Annotated in this window: 18 protein-coding genes; 11 read left to right on the forward strand and 7 right to left on the reverse strand. The window is 45.9% G+C overall.

What is annotated here, in order from left to right:
- Positions 1 to 154 precede the first annotated feature (154 nt).
- The 4 genes from ACHUET_RS13690 to ACHUET_RS13705 all read right to left on the reverse strand — a co-directional run bounded on the left by ACHUET_RS13690 (position 155) and on the right by ACHUET_RS13705 (position 3609).
- The gene (locus ACHUET_RS13690; protein WP_394213607.1) at positions 155 to 898 is read right to left on the reverse strand and encodes an amino acid ABC transporter ATP-binding protein; all 744 of its coding nucleotides are present in this window, start codon (positions 896 to 898) and stop codon (positions 155 to 157) included.
- Between the two features lie 69 nt (positions 899 to 967).
- A complete protein-coding gene (locus tag ACHUET_RS13695) occupies positions 968 to 1705 on the reverse strand; it encodes an amino acid ABC transporter permease (RefSeq protein ID WP_075106828.1) in 738 nt (245 codons plus the stop codon).
- Positions 1705 to 2541 carry an amino acid ABC transporter substrate-binding protein gene (locus ACHUET_RS13700; protein WP_394213609.1) on the reverse strand — a complete coding sequence of 279 codons (837 nt, stop codon included), beginning with the start codon at positions 2539 to 2541 and terminating at the stop codon, positions 1705 to 1707. The genes ACHUET_RS13695 and ACHUET_RS13700 overlap by 1 nt, the downstream gene beginning before the upstream one ends.
- A gap of 324 nt (positions 2542 to 2865) precedes the next feature.
- A complete protein-coding gene (locus ACHUET_RS13705) occupies positions 2866 to 3609 on the reverse strand; it encodes a UTRA domain-containing protein (RefSeq protein ID WP_394213611.1) in 744 nt (247 codons plus the stop codon).
- Positions 3610 to 3902: 293 nt separating this feature from the next.
- On the opposite strand from ACHUET_RS13705, the gene hutU reads away from it, so the two are divergent.
- The 11 genes from hutU to ACHUET_RS13760 all read left to right on the forward strand — a co-directional run bounded on the left by hutU (position 3903) and on the right by ACHUET_RS13760 (position 15585).
- Positions 3903 to 5615: a urocanate hydratase gene (hutU, locus tag ACHUET_RS13710; protein WP_394213613.1), complete on the forward strand. Its 1713-nt coding sequence runs from the start codon at positions 3903 to 3905 to the stop codon at positions 5613 to 5615.
- 70 nt (positions 5616 to 5685) lie between these two features.
- Entirely contained in the window at positions 5686 to 7050 is a 1365-nt protein-coding gene (locus ACHUET_RS13715) for a YjiH family protein (protein ID WP_394213615.1), read from the forward strand.
- A 121-nt stretch (positions 7051 to 7171) separates the two neighbouring features.
- Entirely contained in the window at positions 7172 to 8734 is a 1563-nt protein-coding gene (gene hutH / locus ACHUET_RS13720) for a histidine ammonia-lyase (RefSeq protein ID WP_394213617.1), read from the forward strand.
- Positions 8735 to 8761: 27 nt separating this feature from the next.
- Positions 8762 to 9802 (forward strand): formimidoylglutamase, encoded by a 1041-nt coding sequence (hutG, locus tag ACHUET_RS13725; protein ID WP_394213671.1) that lies wholly within the window; start codon positions 8762 to 8764, stop codon positions 9800 to 9802.
- A 62-nt stretch (positions 9803 to 9864) separates the two neighbouring features.
- Positions 9865 to 11190: an imidazolonepropionase gene (gene hutI / locus ACHUET_RS13730; protein ID WP_394213618.1), complete on the forward strand. Its 1326-nt coding sequence runs from the start codon at positions 9865 to 9867 to the stop codon at positions 11188 to 11190.
- Between the two features lie 243 nt (positions 11191 to 11433).
- Positions 11434 to 11796, forward strand: coding sequence for a roadblock/LC7 domain-containing protein (locus ACHUET_RS13735; RefSeq protein WP_040641606.1), 363 nt, complete (start codon positions 11434 to 11436; stop codon positions 11794 to 11796).
- Between the two features lie 83 nt (positions 11797 to 11879).
- Positions 11880 to 12374 (forward strand): PAS domain-containing protein, encoded by a 495-nt coding sequence (locus ACHUET_RS13740; protein ID WP_394213621.1) that lies wholly within the window; start codon positions 11880 to 11882, stop codon positions 12372 to 12374.
- A 3-nt stretch (positions 12375 to 12377) separates the two neighbouring features.
- On the forward strand, positions 12378 to 13127 hold the full coding sequence (locus ACHUET_RS13745) for a PhnD/SsuA/transferrin family substrate-binding protein (RefSeq protein WP_394213622.1): 750 nt from the start codon (positions 12378 to 12380) through the stop codon (positions 13125 to 13127).
- A gap of 99 nt (positions 13128 to 13226) precedes the next feature.
- Positions 13227 to 13856 (forward strand): hypothetical protein, encoded by a 630-nt coding sequence (locus ACHUET_RS13750; protein WP_238038111.1) that lies wholly within the window; start codon positions 13227 to 13229, stop codon positions 13854 to 13856.
- 62 nt (positions 13857 to 13918) lie between these two features.
- Positions 13919 to 14533 (forward strand): hypothetical protein, encoded by a 615-nt coding sequence (locus ACHUET_RS13755; protein ID WP_201599568.1) that lies wholly within the window; start codon positions 13919 to 13921, stop codon positions 14531 to 14533.
- A gap of 374 nt (positions 14534 to 14907) precedes the next feature.
- A complete protein-coding gene (locus ACHUET_RS13760; protein WP_394213624.1) occupies positions 14908 to 15585 on the forward strand; it encodes a class I SAM-dependent methyltransferase in 678 nt (225 codons plus the stop codon).
- Positions 15586 to 15591: 6 nt separating this feature from the next.
- Here the strand turns inward: ACHUET_RS13760 and ACHUET_RS13765 are convergent, their stop codons facing one another.
- From ACHUET_RS13765 to ACHUET_RS13775, 3 genes are read right to left on the reverse strand one after another with little or no spacing between them, the layout of a single operon-like run.
- Positions 15592 to 16152 (reverse strand): GNAT family N-acetyltransferase, encoded by a 561-nt coding sequence (locus ACHUET_RS13765; RefSeq protein WP_394213673.1) that lies wholly within the window; start codon positions 16150 to 16152, stop codon positions 15592 to 15594.
- Positions 16153 to 16186: 34 nt separating this feature from the next.
- Positions 16187 to 16921 carry a nucleotidyltransferase family protein gene (locus ACHUET_RS13770; protein WP_394213625.1) on the reverse strand — a complete coding sequence of 245 codons (735 nt, stop codon included), beginning with the start codon at positions 16919 to 16921 and terminating at the stop codon, positions 16187 to 16189.
- Positions 16918 to 18216: an XdhC family protein gene (locus ACHUET_RS13775; protein WP_394213626.1), complete on the reverse strand. Its 1299-nt coding sequence runs from the start codon at positions 18214 to 18216 to the stop codon at positions 16918 to 16920. The genes ACHUET_RS13770 and ACHUET_RS13775 overlap by 4 nt, the downstream gene beginning before the upstream one ends.
- Positions 18217 to 18302 lie beyond the last annotated feature (86 nt).

Raw genomic sequence — 18302 nt, forward strand, 5'->3', positions numbered from 1 at the left:
CTTGCATCTTAAAGTCCAGATCGTAACGCATAAAAATACCCCATAAGTTGTGTCCAACTTATGGGGGTCAGTTCACAATGACCACATGATTGGGGCTTTTTTTATTCAGATTAATATAGTAAACGCTCAATCAATAGCGTTAATCTGAGTATCACTATTCACTGATACGCTGTAGAAACGCTTGCGTACGTGGATGCTTTGAATCTTCAAACAACTGCTTAGCGCTGCCTTCTTCGACAACGACACCGTCTTCGATTAAGACCACGTGGTCTGCCACATCACGGGCAAAGTTGATTTCGTGAGTGACCACGACCATCGTCCAACCTTCAGAGGCGAGCTGCTTCATGGTTTCAAGGACATCCTGTACCAGCTCTGGATCTAGTGCAGACGTTGGCTCATCAAACAGTAACAACGACGGCTCAATCGCGAGCGCACGGGCGATACCAATACGCTGCTGCTGACCACCAGATAATTGGAATGGATAGAGATCGGCTTTGTCTGATAGCCCTACTTTATCTAGCAAGACCAAAGCCTGCTCACGTGCTTGCGCTTTGCTTTGTCCTTGTACGACAGTAGGCCCAAGCATCAAGTTTTCAATGGCTGTCTTATGCGGGAACAAATTATAAGACTGAAACACCATGCCAGATTTACGCTGCAAAGCGAGCAGCGTTTTTTTGCTTGGCTTAGTCGCAAAGTCAACTTTTAAGCTATCATCATCAAACGCAATGACACCTTTATCAGGAATCTCCAGCGCATTAAGACAACGCAAAAATGTGGTTTTACCAGAGCCTGAAGGTCCTAATATGACGACCACTTTGCCTTTATGAATGGTCAAGTCGATGCCTTTCAGCACTTGATTGCCACCAAAGGCTTTATTAATATTAGTGACTTTGATCATAAAAATTCCTGTTGTGCTGGTCTATATTTGCGAGTGTCTATTGAGCCATGACTTATTTTACTACGTAGCTTATTTTGCTACATAACGATCCAATCTGGTTTCAAGCTTGCCTTGGATAAAGGTCAAGAACAGACAGATACCCCAATAAATAATCGCCGCTTCGGTATACACCAGCATAAATTCATAGTTACGTGCTGTGATGATCTGCGCTTGTTTAAATAGCTCAGTGACCAATACCAGTGAAGCAAGTGAAGTATCTTTTACCAAGCTGATAAAGGTGTTAGATAATGGCGGCACCGACACGCGCAGCGCTTGTGGCAAAATCACATGACGAAATGTCTGTAGATATGTCAAGCCAACAGTTGAACCCGCTTCCCATTGCCCTTTTGGAATAGACAAAATCGAAGCGCGTACCGTCTCCGATGCATACGCACCAATATTGAGCGAGAATGCAATAATCGCTGAAGGAAACGGATCGAGCTTGACGCCCACACTTGGTAAACCATAGAAAATAATAAACAGTTGAACCAGCATCGGTGTACCACGAATCGCGGATACATAGATACGAGCCAAGCGATAAATGATCTCATGGAACCAACCAGCACGCGGTACAATCCGAATCAATGCAACGGTCAAAGCAATCGCCATACCAATAGCAAATGAGATCAATGCCAGCGGTATCGAATAATAGATACCGCCTTTGAGCATTGGCCAAAACGACGAGATGACAATCTGTGCTCGATCAGGACTCATGAATGGCAATAATGCCAATAATTCAGCGAGCACAGATGTGATAGAAGCTAACATTATTTTTGTTGACTTACATCAGCACCAAAGAACTCTTCACTAAGTTTGGTGAGTGTACCATCAGTGGCGAGTGCTGCCATTGCTTCATCCAATTTTGCCACAACTTCATCGTTGCCTTTGATAAGCACGAGACCTGAGCCTGTTTGCTCACTTGGTGGGGCTGTCAGTTTGATCTCAAGATCAGAATCTGGGAATTTTTTGAGATAATCGAGTACCGCTAGATTGTCATTCATCGTAAAGTCAGCACGGTCTTGTTTAACCAATTGGATCGCTTGTGCCATACCATCGACAGGGACAATTTCTGCGCCGTATTTTTCTGCCAGCTCGCCGTAGTTACTGCTAAGTGATTGCGCCGTACGTAAACCTTTTAGGTTATCCCAAGAGCTATAACGGTTGTCATCAGTCGGTGCCAATGCAACCGCGCCTGACCAGCTATAAGCCATAGATTTGTCATATTTAGCTTGACGCTCAGGCGTCGTTAAGCTGACTTGGTTGGCCACCATATCAAAGCGTTTTGAATCCAAACCTGCTAGCATCGCATCCCACTGAGTCTCTTTAAACTCAACATCAACGCCCAGTTTTTCCGCGACCGCACGCGTCACTTCGACGTCATAGCCTGTCAGCTTGCCACTCTCATCATGATACGTGAACGGAGGATACGTACCCTCTGTACCGACGTTAATCGTGCCGCCGTTATTGATACGTTGCAGCAAATCAGAACCGCCTGTCGACGCAGTGTCAGTGGCAGTAGTATCAGCTTCATTAGTATTAGACTGACCACAAGCGGCAAGCAAAACAGTACTAGCAGCAAGGGCTAAAAGAGTACGACGTTTCATAAGACGTCCTTATAAGAGTAAATGAATAAGTGAAAATGGTTAGCGCCAATAAATAGGGAAAAGCCGATACAAGAGGGCAATATAGTAACCGCCCTGCAATATTCGGCTTTGGCTGCTCGATTTGAGGTCGCTCAGCATATTTTTCAATGCGGCTTCCCTATTATTTCTGAATTTTTTAAGCGTATTACGATCGGATTGCTCTTTAATAAATCGCTACTGCTGCTAAGTAAATCGCAGCTCATGGATATAGTATCTCACTTTAGACAGAAAAAACGTACAAAATCAGTGAGTATAAGTCAGGTAGTGACTGTCATTAATACCGGACTACAGCTCACCCGAGAATTGATATCGATCACCGGCATGCCACATCTTCACAAAAGTGACGACCTGACCGGCTGAATAAGTCTGGCGACGCAACACGAGCGTTGGTGACTGCGCTGCAATCTGCAACGCATCTGCCACCTCTACTGGTGCTGCAAGCGCACGTATGGTATAGCTACCACTCTCTAGCGGTATTTTGGCGACCAAATAATCGCTGGTATTAACCACGGTAAAATCCTGCTTGATAAACTCAGGCACTTTTTTGGCATCGACCCAGCGCTCTTCAAACTGTATGGGCTGACCATCTGCAACGTGAATGATTTTCACCTCGTATAAAATCGGTGCATCACTAGCGTCTGTATGAGTCACGGTAGCCATTTCATCAATACCAAACTTGCGGCGCAACTCATCATCGAGCATCGGGGCTGTGACCGCGCGCTTACTCACTACCTTTGCTTCATAATCGCGATTGGCAGATTTGAGATCCTCTGCGATATTACGCACTTCCACAAAGGTATGATTGAACTGCTGCTGTGCGACAAACGTCCCTGAGCCTTGACGCCGCTCCAATACACGCTCTTCGCTTAGCTCTTTGAGCGCGCGATTCACCGTCATCCGCGAAACGCCAAACTCCTCAGCCAGTGCCATTTCTGTAGAGATCGCATTGCCTGCTTGCCATTTGCCAGAATGAATATTGTCTAATATCGCATTTTTAATCCGCTGATACGCCGGAATCGTTTTTGTCATATTTGTTTTAAACCGTCAGTTCCGCTAATAAGAGTAGCGCCATAATATCACGACAATCATGCGAACTCTTATTCATATCACTGTATCAGTTATGCTCTTTTTTTCATTAATTCTAATTTTTATCAAAAAATCCTTGCATGAAAAAAGTATCTTTGATAATTTGTATATACAATTTATAACCAGTCTAAAAATCTTGACCTAGCTACTCGATATTTCGATGCGTTTATAGACTGACTGTAAAACACCTACTCTGATTATTTTATTACCCTATTAGCTACCACAAGGATATGACCATGACTACTGAAAACGGAACCAACAATAAACTTACCCGCCGTGATGAGTCTCGCGATATCGCCGCGCCTACAGGCAGCACACTACATTGCAAAAGCTGGCTGACCGAAGCACCGTATCGCATGCTGCAAAACAATCTACATCCTGATGTAGCAGAAAACCCAAAAAGCCTTGTGGTATACGGTGGTATTGGACGTGCAGCCCGCAATTGGGAGAGCTATGATCAGATCTTAGAATCGCTAAAAGCGTTAGAAGACGACGAAACGTTATTAGTACAGTCTGGTAAGCCCGTAGGCGTCTTCCAAACACACGAAAATGCACCGCGCGTCTTGATTGCCAATTCTAATCTTGTGCCGCGCTGGGCGACATGGGAGCACTTCAATGAGCTCGATCGCAAAGACCTGTTTATGTATGGTCAGATGACAGCAGGTAGCTGGATTTATATCGGTACGCAAGGCATCGTGCAAGGGACTTACGAGACCTTTGTCGAAGCAGGTCGTCAGCATTATGATGGCAGCTGGGAGGGTCGCTGGATTTTGACCGCGGGTCTTGGCGGTATGGGCGGGGCGCAGCCACTAGCCGCAACCTTTGCAGGCGCAACGTCATTGAACATCGAATGTCAGCAATCGAGTATCGATTTCCGTTTGCGTACTGGTTATGTCGATAAGCAAGCAGACGATCTTGACCATGCTTATGAGTTGATCAAACAACATACGGACGCGGGCGAAGCCGTCTCTATCGCCCTACTCGGTAACGCCGCAGATATCTTGCCTGAAATGGTTAAACGCGCTAATGCTGGCGGCATGAAGCCTGATTTGGTCACCGATCAAACCTCAGCGCATGACCTGATCAATGGCTATCTACCAAGCGGTTGGACTGTTGAAGAATGGAAAGCAGCTCAAGAAGATCCAGAGCAACATGCAGGATTGACCAAAGCCGCTGCTCAATCTTGTGCCGTACACGTCCAAGCGATTTTGGACCTACAAGCGATGGATATCCCAGCGACCGATTACGGCAATAATATCCGTCAGGTTGCGTTTGACGAAGGCGTCAAAGATGCCTTTAATTTCCCAGGTTTTGTCCCCGCTTATATTCGTCCGCTGTTTTGCCAAGGAAAAGGCCCATTCCGCTGGGTGGCGCTCTCAGGTGATCCAGAAGACATCTATAAGACCGATCAAAAAATCAAAGAGCTGTTCCCTGAAAACCAACATATCCATCGCTGGCTCGATATGGCAAAAGAGCGTATTCAATTCCAAGGCTTGCCTGCGCGTATCTGCTGGTTAGGTCTTGGCGAACGTGACAAAGCAGGTTTGGCATTTAATGAAATGGTCAAAAACGGTGAGCTAAAAGGCCCCATTGTCATTGGTCGCGACCACTTAGATACAGGCTCTGTTGCCAGCCCCAACCGCGAAACAGAAAGCATGAAAGATGGCTCAGACGCGGTATCTGATTGGGCACTGTTGAACGGCATGCTCAATGTCGCAGGCGGCGCGACTTGGGTCTCATTGCATCATGGCGGCGGCGTCGGCATGGGCTACTCGCAGCATTCAGGTATGGTCATCGTCGCAGACGGTACAGATGCCGCAGCCAAACGCTTATCACGCGTGCTGGTCAATGACTGCGGTTCAGGCGTTATGCGTCATGCCGATGCAGGTTATGAGTTAGCAATTAAAACAGCGAAAGATTACGGTCTAAACCTGCCAATGATTAAATAGTTTAACTATTATCCTTATGAGCGATGAATTGACATAAGGACATAACCGCCGATTTATCAAGGAGGATAATATGATTGAGCAAAATACAACATCTGATCTGCACGATGACAATGCAACGACATCGTCAAAAAAACTGCTCTCGACCCCTGTGGCACTGATACAGCTCATTGTCTTTAGTGCTATCGGTCTGGTGATGTTTTTTGTGCCGTTTACCATTGGTGAAAAAAGCACGATTTTGTTCGATCATGGCGCGACCTATTTGGTTACTCAGCAGCATACTCTGTCGGTCACGTTATTGTTTTTACTCATGCTCTATGGCGTGAGTAAACCATTTATCGACGGCTCGTGGAATAAGAATATCACTCACATGATTATGACCACTTTTAAAGTGATTGGTCTAATATTGGCGGTGATGTATGTTGCTGGCGCTGCGCCTGCCTTCATGATGGAAGCCGACATGCTGCCGTTTTTGTTTGAAAAACTGGCATTACCAGTCGGCATGATTGTACCAATCGGGGCATTGATATTGGCATTTTTGGTTGGGTTTGGTTTGCTCGAAATGGTTGGTGTGCTCATGCAGCCAATCATGAAACCTATTTGGAAAACGCCCGGATCATCGGCGATTGATGCCGTTGCTTCTTTTGTCGGTAGCTACTCTATCGGTCTACTCATTACCAATCGCGTGTACTTACAAAAGCAATATTCAGCGCGTGAAGCCATTATCATCGCGACTGGATTTTCGACGGTATCAGCAGCGTTTATGGTGATTGTGGCCAAAACGCTTGGGATAATGGAATTTTGGAACCTCTTTTTTTGGTCAACGCTAGTAATTACCTTTATTGTCACTGCGATTACTGCTCGGATTCCGCCCATCAGTCTGTTTGATGATAAGGTTGATCGTCCAACCCTTGATCACGCAAGAGGTAAACGACTAGCAGCAGCATTTGATTTGGGTTTGTCCACTTCCCGTCAAGCAACTGACCTCAAACAAATCTTATGGTCTAATTTTCGTGATGGTCTGACGATGGCCGCTGCTATTGTGCCTTCTATCATCGCTGTCGGTCTGACCGGATTACTATTAGCAAAATATACGCCCGTGTTCGATGCGTTAGGCTTGCTGCTTTATCCGTTCACATGGCTTGGCGGCCTACCAGACCCTCTTGTCGCTGCCAAAGGAATGTCAGCAGGATTGGCTGAAATGTTCTTGCCAGCACTACTGCTAAGTGACGCAGATATACTGACGCGCTATGTGGCAGGGGTCATCTCTATTAGCAGCGTACTGTTTTTCTCAGCCATGATACCTTGTGTACTGGCTACCGAAATCCCAGTCTCTGTTGGTAAAATGGTCATTATTTGGTTTGAACGCGTGGTTCTTAGTATTTTGCTAGCCGCAGCGTTTGGACAATTGGCACTGTATATGAACTGGATTGGTTAATAAAAATGACATCAAAGAAGATACATTAAATGATCTAAAAGGGCCCAAACAGCTTAACCTCACAACGATATGCCTTAAAAATAATATAATTAACACTGCTTACAATACTAGGATTACCTCCATGAATAATGTTAAACAATTAACCCTACACCCACGCCAGCTTAGCTTTGAGATGCTACGTGACATTTACGATCAGCCCGTTGTACTGACACTGCCTGAAAGTGCTTATGAGGCGATTGATGCCTCGCACGAAGATGTACGCACCATCATTGCCCGTGACAAGAGCGCTTATGGCATCAATACTGGTTTTGGTTTACTTGCCAAGACACGTATCAGTGATGACCAGCTTGAGCTGCTACAGCGTAACCTGATCGTTTCTCACTCGGTAGGTACTGGTGACGCATTGCCAGACGGTGTGGTACGACTGATTATGGTGATGAAGGTTGCCAGCCTAGCACAAGGTGTTTCTGGTGTACGCCGTGAGGTGGTTGATAGCTTACTTGGTTTAATCAACAATCAAATCACGCCAAATATCCCAGCCAAAGGTTCAGTTGGTGCCTCTGGTGATTTAGCGCCACTATCACATATGACATTAGCTATGATGGGTGAAGGTCACGTCTATGTCGATGGGAAAAAAGTCCTTGCCGCTGATGCCTTAGCGCAGCACGGACTTGAGCCGATTACATTGGCAGCCAAAGAAGGCCTTGCGCTCATCAACGGTACACAAGTATCAACGGCACTAGCATTACGTGGTTATTTCTTAGCGCGAGATTTACTTGAGACAGCCACCATCGTCGGCTCACTGTCGATTGATGCGGCCAAAGGCTCGGATTCACCATTTGATGCCCGTATTCACGAAGTACGTGGTCATCATGGTCAAATTGAAATCGCCAAAGCACACCGTCAATTAATCAAAGGCAGTGCTATCCGCGCCTCGCATGATGGTGAGCAAGACGATCGCGTACAGGACCCTTACTGCTTGCGCTGTCAGCCGCAGGTCATGGGTGCTTGTCTTGATATCATCAACCAAGCAGGAAAAACGCTACTCATCGAATCGAATGCGGTAACAGACAATCCGCTTATCTTTAATAACGAAGATGGCCCAGTTGCTATCTCAGGCGGCAACTTCCATGCCGAGCCTGTCGCCTTTGCCGCGGATATTTTGGCCTTGGCAATCGCCGAGATTGGCTCGATGTCTGAGCGCCGTGTTGCTTTGCTGATTGATGCGACGCTGTCAGGCGGTCTGCCACCATTCCTAGTCGATAACGCTGGGGTAAACTCAGGCTTTATGATTGCGCATGTGACCGCCGCAGCATTGGCCTCTGAAAACAAATCTATCGCTCATCCTGGTAGCGTCGATAGTATCCCGACTTCTGCCAACCAAGAGGATCATGTGTCGATGGCCACCTATTGTGCTCGCCGACTATATGAGATGGCACACAACACAGCGACTATCATCGGTATTGAGCTGCTCGCCGCTGGTCAAGGCATCGACTTCCATCGCGGTTTAGAGACATCAGAGCCGTTGACAGTTGCGCATCAGAAACTACGCGAGCAAGTCACGTTCTATGATAAAGATCGCTACCTAGCGCCTGATATCGAAGCCGCCAAGCAGCTGGTATTAGACGGTACACTTGCTGAGCATTGGCAAGAACTACGTCACGACTGGTACGAGTCTAAGTAACGGTTAATTGGTACAAGGAAAGCAATGATGACAGTAGCAACCACACCCATTAGCTATACAGGCGCTGATATGACTCAGTGGACAGGCCGTGCTGAGCCGTTCGAAACTTCACGCGCCCGCTACTGGTATCAGCTCGCCCAGCCTTATGAGCAGCAGCATATTGGGCTGGTTGGTTTTGCGTGTGACCAAGGGGTCAGACGCAATCAAGGGCGCGTGGGTGCAAGAGCAGCACCACCTTTGATTCGTCGCGCGTTCGCTGCATTGCCAGTCATTGCCGAGTTGCAACAACGCTTTGATGGTCAACTACCCTCATTACTGGGTGATGCGGGTGACATTCATTGTGATGATAATGATGGCTTTGCCGAGCGTACCCTTGAGCAAACTCAGATTAAATACGCCGATGCAGTGAGCACTATCGTCAAACAAGGTGGCCTACCTATTGGCCTTGGCGGTGGTCATGCCATCGCTTATGGTAGCTTTTTGGGATTATGGCAGGCGTTGAAAGAAACAAATGATACGGCTACCAGCACACATACAGCACCGACTATCGGAATCATTAATTTTGACGCGCATTTGGATATTCGTCAGTCTGATGTGGCGACTTCTGGGACACCGTTTCGTCAAATTGCTGAGCACCTTGATACACGCGATCAGCCCTTTCATTATTGCTGTATAGGCGTCAGTCGCTTTTCTAATACCGCCGCGCTCTTCGATCGCGCCGAGCAATTAGGCGTGCAAGTCATTAGCGATGAAGACTGTCATTATCAGCCTTGGGATACACTTGCTGAGCAGATCAAAAGTTTCATAGATCAGGTTGATATTGTTTATCTCACCATTGATATGGACTGCCTCCCCTCTAGTGTCGTCCCGGGTGTCAGTGCACCTGCCGCCTTTGGTATTGAGCTGGTTTTTGTTGAGCGTATGGTCAAGCTGATTATGTCATCAGGTAAAGTAAAAATGGCCGATATTGCTGAGATCAACCCGACCTTTGATGTGGATAATCGTAGCTGCAAAGTCGCTGCTCGACTGCTGGCAACGATTGTAGAGCAGCACTTACTTAGCGCTTAGATCTTACAAGTAAAGGTCTTGCAAACAAAGATCGCTCGCCTCCCAATAATTAGGAGCATACTATGAATGAATCAGAAAATTTTAAAGAGCAGATGCTCTACGAATCTACGATGACATCGTTTGATCAACTCATTATCAATGCTAACATTGCAACGTTTTCAGCACACTATGGTTTCGATATTTACGAGAATTCAGATACTGATAACATCCCATACGGTCAGCTAGAGAACGCCGCTATCGGTATTAAAGACGGCAAAATTGCTTGGATTGGTACACAGGAGCAAATCGCTACTCATCTGCCTCATTATCAAGAGAACCAAATTACAGACGCCGATGGTAAATGGCTGACCCCAGGGCTTATCGACTGTCATACACACATTGTCTATGGCGGCAACCGCAGCAATGAGTTCGAAGCGCGTTTGCAAGGTGCCAGTTATCAAGACATTGCCGCACAAGGTGGCGGTATTGTCGCAACCGTGAGCGCCACCCGCGCGGCTAGTATTGAGACACTATTTGCCCAAAGTGAAAAACGCCTAGTCGCGCTGATGAAAGAAGGCGTCACCAGTATCGAAATCAAGTCAGGTTATGGTCTCGACTTAGACACTGAGCGCAAAATGCTTACTGTTGCGCGCCAGCTTGGCGAAAAGTATGACATTCATGTGAGTACCACGTATCTAGCAGCGCACGCCTTGCCACCTGAGTACAAGTCTAATATACAGGACCGTGCGGACGACTATATCGAGCAAGTCTGCGAGTGGCTACCGATTCTACATGCAGAAGGCTTGGTCGATGCGGTCGATGGCTTTTGTGAAAACATTGCGTTTAGTAGCGATCAAATCAGACGCGTCTTTGAGGTTGCGCGCTCATTAGACCTGCCGGTCAAACTGCACTCTGAGCAGTTATCTGATATCGGCGGTAGCGCTTTAGTTGCCGAATACAAAGGGCTATCTAGCGATCATCTAGAACATTTATCAGAAGAAGACATCAAAAAAATGGCTGCTAGTAATACGGTTGCGGTGATATTACCCGGAGCGTTTTATACGTTACGTGACACTAAGTTGCCACCGATTGAGGCACTGCGCAAGCATAGCGTCCCGATGGCGATTTCAACTGACTGTAACCCCGGCACCTCACCATTAACGTCGCTGCTATTGACGATGAATATGGGCTGTACGCTTTTTTACCTCACCCCTGAAGAAGTATTGGCAGGATCGACGGTTTATGCGGCGCAGGCTTTGGGGCTACCTAATAAAGGAAAAATCGAAGTTGGCTGTGATGCTGATTTAGCACTATGGGATATCGCCCGCCCTGCTGACTTGGCCTATCAGATGGGGCTGAACCCTATCCAAGGGATTATGATTCAAGGACAATGGCGCGAGACCATATAGTCAATACATTTTTATTTATCTCAATTAAAAAGCCCTAGTCATACAATGATTGGGGCTTTTTTTGGTAAAAATATTAAAAAATTTATGAAATTAAAGAAAAAACCTTTATAACCTTAGTTTAAATAGGGACTTACTATATCAATATTTTTAGTAAGGATTTATAATACCCTTTTTTAAACAGGGTTATTTTTGGCTAACTATAGTTCATAAATAAAAATTAACACACAGTATAGAGAAAGCGATATGCGTACAGATTCATTTCAACAGATATTGGAAGACTTAAACAGCTCATCAGCAGATGTTGAAGCATCTGCCCTAATCTCTAACGATGGTCTGATGATTGCCTCAGCTCTACCAACTGGCGTTGATGAAGACCGTGTTGGGGCGATGTCAGCGGCACTGCTATCATTGGGCGACCGTGCAGGCCGTGAATTGGCACGCGGCAGTATCGATCGCATCATGATTCAAGGCGAAAAAGGCTATGTGATCATGACTTCATCAGGCGAAGAAGCAGTCCTCACCATCATGGCAAAGCCCAATGCCAAGCTTGGCTTGATATTCTTAGACATCAAGCGTGCTTCAGAAGCCCTTGCAAAACTCATTTGATTGGTAGCTTTAGCTTTTGACAAGCACCTTATTTATTCGCTTTTTACTCATTATAAATATAACGACTAATAAAGGAGATGACCATGGGTTCTCCAATCCCTGATGCACACAAGCCTGACCTGCCTGCTGAGCAAATCACCCTAACCTATTATGATGGCACGTCACGGACTGTCTATGATACAGGTGTAGAGCGTCCCTACCCAGATGGTAAGCTCATTGTCTCGCGTACCGATTTAGACGGCATTATCACTCACGTCAACGACGCCTTCGTCGAGATTAGTGGCTACCACGTCGATGAGCTAATTGGCCAACAGCACTATATTCTGCGTCATCCTGATATGCCAAAAGCCGCTTACAAAGACCTGTGGGATACTGCTGAGTCTGGACAAAAATGGCATGGCTATGTCAAAAATTTATGTAAAGACGGTAGTCACTACTGGGTATATGCCACGGTCGTGCCCAACGTTCGCCGCGGCGAAACTGTAGGATATACCTCAGTACGCCGTAAGCCATCACGCAGCAAAATCGAAGCGGCAATGGCTCAGTACGCCCAAATGAAACAACATGAGGAAGGCTAAATCATGACGACACACAATATGTTAATCGCCCCTGATTTTTCGCCTGAGCGCTTTGCAGGCTGGCACATGTTCAATACGTTGATACAAAAACGTGCCAACCTAAATATGCATCTTAATATTCCAGCATCACATGCTGAGCAAGAGGCATTGATCGATGCAGGTGATATTCAAATTATCTACGCCAACCCCTTTGATGCAGCCGCCCTGATACGCGCGCAAGGCTATCAAGCCATTGCGCGTCCTATCGGTAAGTCTGATGAGATGGTGATTGCAGCAGCGGCCAATAGCGATATCGACCGCCTAGAAGATATCCATGCGGGTGCAACTGTGGCGATGGCAGACAACCGCGACGTCAAGCTGATTGGTTTGCGTTTACTAGAAGCTGTCGATATAGAAGAATCTGATCTTAACTGGGATGTGACTGAGACCTATCAAGCAGCCGCCCGCAAAGTGATCAAAGGCGATGCCCAAGCTGCCTTTTTCTTAGCGGAGATATTTCACAGCTTTTCACGCTTAACCAAAGCTCAGCTATCGGTACTGATTGAGAGCGATTTGGCAGATATTAGCCACGTCCTGCTTATCAAAGATGACTTCCCAGATGCGCAACTCTTTATAGATGCCATTCTTGATTTGCATAGCGATGACGATGGTAAAGAAGCCTTGACTGAACTAGGTATGCCGCAGGGGTTTGAGGCGATGAGTGAAGAAGATGCTGAGTTCATGATTGATTTGATGCAGACGTTATTGGACTGATCGCTTATTAGCTTTATTGATATCGCACTTCGTTTTACAGAATTAGGCTGTGGCTTGTTGCGCTTTTTGCCATCACGGCTATGACAAGAGGATACTATGATGTCTGATGCAGACCTGATCAAAGAAAATGAGAAAGTCGCGCACCGAGTATTTCGACTTTACTCGCGCAAGGTGTTTTTGGCACCCAATAACCGTCACTTTCACGAGCAGCGCATCAACGCCGCCTTACTGATGACTGAAAAAGAACCGTTACAAGGCGCTGTAGCGGACTTTTTCTATGGTTGCTGGTTTGATATTCCGTACGATGTCAATAATCTATTTACGCGTATTAAAGATCGCTTGTACCCTGATGCCCAGCAAGGGTTTCGCGATTGTATTGATAAAAAAAGCTATATTCAGCGCAACAGTATGCTTGCCACTCGCTGGAGTGTACTGGTGTCGCCTTCGCTCAATGAGCAAAAACAACGACTGCGTATCAGTAGTGATGATGCCAAAGAAATCGCTAAAGACATCACAAGCGAGTTGATGCAAGCACGTGCTAGCCAGGACTGGGGCACCATTGAGCAAATTGAGAATGAGTTTTTTGCCTACTGTACGGCGCGCAACGATCGTCTGGCATTTTCATTAGTATGGTTTAGCTTGGGCAAAAGTGATTGGCAGTTTGATAAGCGCTGGGACAATTGCCAACAGCATCTTGATCAAACCATTAGACCTTCTACTACACGATAGATCATCATTCGTTTATCACCTTAAATATTTTTTATCACCCTTTCATCACTACGGTAGCCGCTATGTCCTCTTACTTGAATGCTGATAAAACCTATCTGACCTTAACGCCCGCTGGTATTTTTGAGGCGTTTTCACAAAATGAGCCGACTGACGAGCAGTTGGCGCTACAAGATTTATTGTCTTATGGGCAGACGCTACTCGCCGCTGATTGGTTGCAGCGTTATTCTGATATATGGTTACAAAGCTTTATCGAGCAAGGCTGGATTGAAAAACTGTCTTTGCTTTTGCCAGCACCCAATTTGCCATTGGATCAATTTTTGCCTTATGTGGTCGCGAGCTTATCTGGCAAACGCCGTGCAGCGATTGGCTCTGATGAAGGATTTTGTTTGGCTCGGATTGGTTATAGTCAAGAAGAAGCGGACATGCTCAGTGTCGCCGCTGCTGATTTTTCAGGATTTATGCTTCGCCAAAAACAGCGCGGCTGGGCAGTAGAGAGTCAAGCGATTTCATTTTTTCAGCAAGTTGATTTACTTATTCCTGAGACCAGCTTTGTGTTTTTATGGATCGATGGCGCAGGTTATGTGCTCATCATCGATGGCGAACCCTTAACCAACAGTCGCGCCTTTGTAGAGCTGGTATGGGCGCTCAAGACATCTGGTCTAAAGTTTCTTAGTTGATGGAGTTAAGCCATTACTCAACACAATTCCTTCATACCATAGTAACATAAGTGCGCTTGTCTTAGGTCGAGCGCCCTTTCCTCTCTTATAACCATCCGCTTCTTAATAACTTTCCTTTCTATTACTTTCTAGTGCTGGGCGATTTTGCGCAGCAATAACAATACCTTCAGAATTAACAATAACTTGTCAATATTTGATGCATACTCTTCGCACGCTTATCTTGTTGCCGATTAAATTTCTGCAAGATATCAGCTTCTACAAAATCGAGTTTATACCATTTCAAAGATTTAAATTATCGCCTCCAACGTCCTACCTCATCGACAGTGGCAACCTCTGCCAAACCTTGCATTTTTGCTTCTTTTTTAGGACAGTTTATGACTTCGCTGACCACCGTGCGCGTGCGCTATCAAACGATCGAAATTGGCAACACTGACATTCATATTTGCACCCTGCGTGACAATCAGCAATTTAGCGACCCTGATGATGAGGCGTTGAATTTAGGCATTTGCTCGGCGTCTTGGCCGATGTTTGGCGTCATATGGCCATCAAGCTTAGTGCTTGCCAATCATATGCTCGATTACGATATCGCGGGCAAACGGATTTTGGAGGTGGGCTGCGGCATGGCGCTATCTAGTCTCCTGCTCAATCATAGACATGCGGACATCACAGCGACCGACTATCATCCAACGGTTGAGTATTTCCTGGATAGAAATACCACGCTAAATAATAACAAAGAGATTAATTTTGAGCGTTTGGACTGGTCAGAGGACAATAGCCATCTTGGCAAGTTTGATATCATTATCGGCAGTGACTTGCTCTATGAAGACCAGCATATCGATATATTGGCTGAATTCATCGAGCGCCATGCGCTGCCAACCTGTGAAGTCATCGTGGTCGACCCTGGTCGCGGTCGCAAAAACAAGCTAACCAATAAAATGATCGAGTTTGGCTTTAGTAGTCAGCATGTCAAACCTGAAAATACGACTTATCTAGAGTTGCCGTTTAAGGGACATATTTTGACGTTTTCAAGATCGGCCGTATCAGATAAATAGAGTCCATTATGCGCTAAGGGCTTGCCACTGCTGACGCGTGATTTTATATAGAACATGCTCAGCAAGTGGGTGCTTGGCATCAAGCATAGGATGATAAAAATTGTCTTGCGTATCAGTCATACCAAGACGCTCCATAAGCTTTTGCGAGCGCTTATTGATCACGGCAGTAAAGGCAACGACTTCGTTAAGTTCTAAAACATCAAAAGCATAGCGCAAAGCAGCCTGCGCGGCCTCGGTCGCATACCCTGATCCCCAATAATCATTGTGCAATCGCCAACCAATCTCAACAGAAGGAGAAAACGGCATATCAGCATGCGCGTTATTTAACCCAACCATACCGATAAAATCATCGCTTTTGTTTGAGCAGCCCTTGCGACTCACCGCCCAAAACCCCCACCCATTATCCTCAATCAGCGTCTGGCATTTTTTGGCGATAGTATTACTCACAGAAGTAGGTAATAATTTGGGAAAGTATTCCATTACTTCAGGATTGGCATTCATTTCAGCGAATGGCGCAAAGTCGCTCGCTTGCCACTGTCTTAAGTACAGTCGTTCGGTTTCTATCATACTTGTCATGTCGGTCGCTTAATACTTATTATCGCTAGAATTTCTTATCCAGCCAGCCTTGTTGTCTAGCATAGGTTAGGTGTTCGGGCGTATCAATATCATAGGTAAGATTATCGTTGATCACTGTACCTATTTGATCGGCTGGTAACCCTCTAATCAAATGCCTTAACCCTTTATCTCCTGCTAACATTGCCTGCCATTGTCTAAGCAGTTTATAGTTAATGACTAAAGGTAGACCAATGATATTGCTTGTGGATTTATTGGTGGCAGAGTTATTATTAAGTTCTGCTTCACCTAAATTTTGGCAGTTGTGCCAACTATAATAGCGACTTGCCACTACAGACTGTTCACCAGCCAGTAAAGCGGTTAAATGTGGCTCATCTAGTAGAATTTGATCAACACCCATAATGAGCACGCGCTCGATTAACGCAGTCTCAAGGCTAGCGATGACTTCAATACCCAAACGCAAACTGTTCGCCATGCCTGTATCAGGTTTTGGATTTACTACCATTTTAACCGCTGGATATTGATCAGCCCATTGGGTCACTATATTGGCAATTACCGAATGCTTATTAGGAACCACAACAACGATGGCCTGCGGATTGGTACTCACTGCCTGCCCAATCATATAAGTGATCAGTGGCTCGCCATTTTTAACGAGTAGCTGCTTAGGTTGACCAAGACGTTGACTGAGGCCACTTGCTAATACAATGACTGCATGATTCTGTGTCGGTCTATTAGCGTCTTTCATAGGCGTGCCACTACTCATACAAGACTTGCCACAATATCGGCGTCCATATCACCACCGCTTGCTACTAAATTCGAGACTTCATTGTGAGCAAACTCTTGTGGTGCAGCTTGCCCATGCATGACTGCATTTATCTGCGCTATGATACCAAGCGCGAGCGCTTCAGGGCCATCGCCGCCAAGCTTATAGCCAATCGGATAGTGCAATTTATGGATACCCGCATCCAAGATAGCAGGATGATCCATATTGGCGCTTATCTCATTGATCAAGCGCTCTGTACGATATCGCGGCCCCAACTGACCTAAATATCTATAATTTTGCGAATGTGCTAACAATATCGCCAAGCGAGCGCGGTCTTGAGTCAAGCTATGTGACATCAGAGCAACCGCAGCGTTATCACTCAGCTTTAGCAACGTATCACTGTCATCTAAAGATAGCGACATCACAACATCTGCTTGAGGAAAACGCATACGAGTCGCATATTGCACGCGGCTATCTATAACTGTCACATGCCAATCTTGTAGCTTGGCCATGGTCACCAATGGCATCACATCATTACCTGCGCCACAAATTAATAAACGCACTTGTGGTTGCAAGCGTTGTACGAGCCACTCGGTGGTTGCCTCGTCCGTTTTTATCGTCACGTATTCAGTATTGCTCTCAGACAGCTTGTACTCTGCTAACGCTTCTACGATATCGGCAATTATATTCGAAGAATTTATTATCTCTTGTTCTGGTAAATTTTTCGAATTGTGATATTCCTCTAAATTGATGCGCATGCCTATTGGCAACTCATTATTCTGACAACCGTTGGCGCGTATCAAAGTAGCGACCATAACTGGCTGCTGATTACGTCGAACCTGACGAACTAACTCTAACAATGGTGCAGCTGTTGCCGGACGCTCAAACAGCACATGCACACGTCCATTACAGCCGAGTCCAAAATTCAACTCATCAAAGTCCATGTCATCCAGGCCATCCAAGTCGTCTAGATCATCTGTATCACCAGCTTCTTTGTTGATCGCTACCTGTACCTGCGCTTGACCATTTTCGGCATATTCAATGTCATCACCCGTCTGATAAACCTGCACATTGGCACCGTCACGCGTGAGCCAAAAGGCACGTTTGATAATATGTGGCTCCAAGCAGCCACCACTAATCATTCCAACTGAGCGACCATCTTCACAAATAAGCATCATCGCACCAGCACGGCGATATGCTGAGCCTTCAGTATGTACGACCGTTGCCAATACAGCATCGATACCTTGCTGCTGAGCCTCGCTTGCCAACTTAAGAATGTCAGCGACTTGATTCATAATGCCTCTTATTTAATAATTATTTCTTTGATAATGAATTTTTTGATAGTACTAAAATATACTACCGACCCAGTTACAAAAACCCG

Source organism: Psychrobacter piscatorii, from assembly GCF_043641605.1.
Taxonomy (GTDB): domain Bacteria; phylum Pseudomonadota; class Gammaproteobacteria; order Pseudomonadales; family Moraxellaceae; genus Psychrobacter; species Psychrobacter piscatorii_C.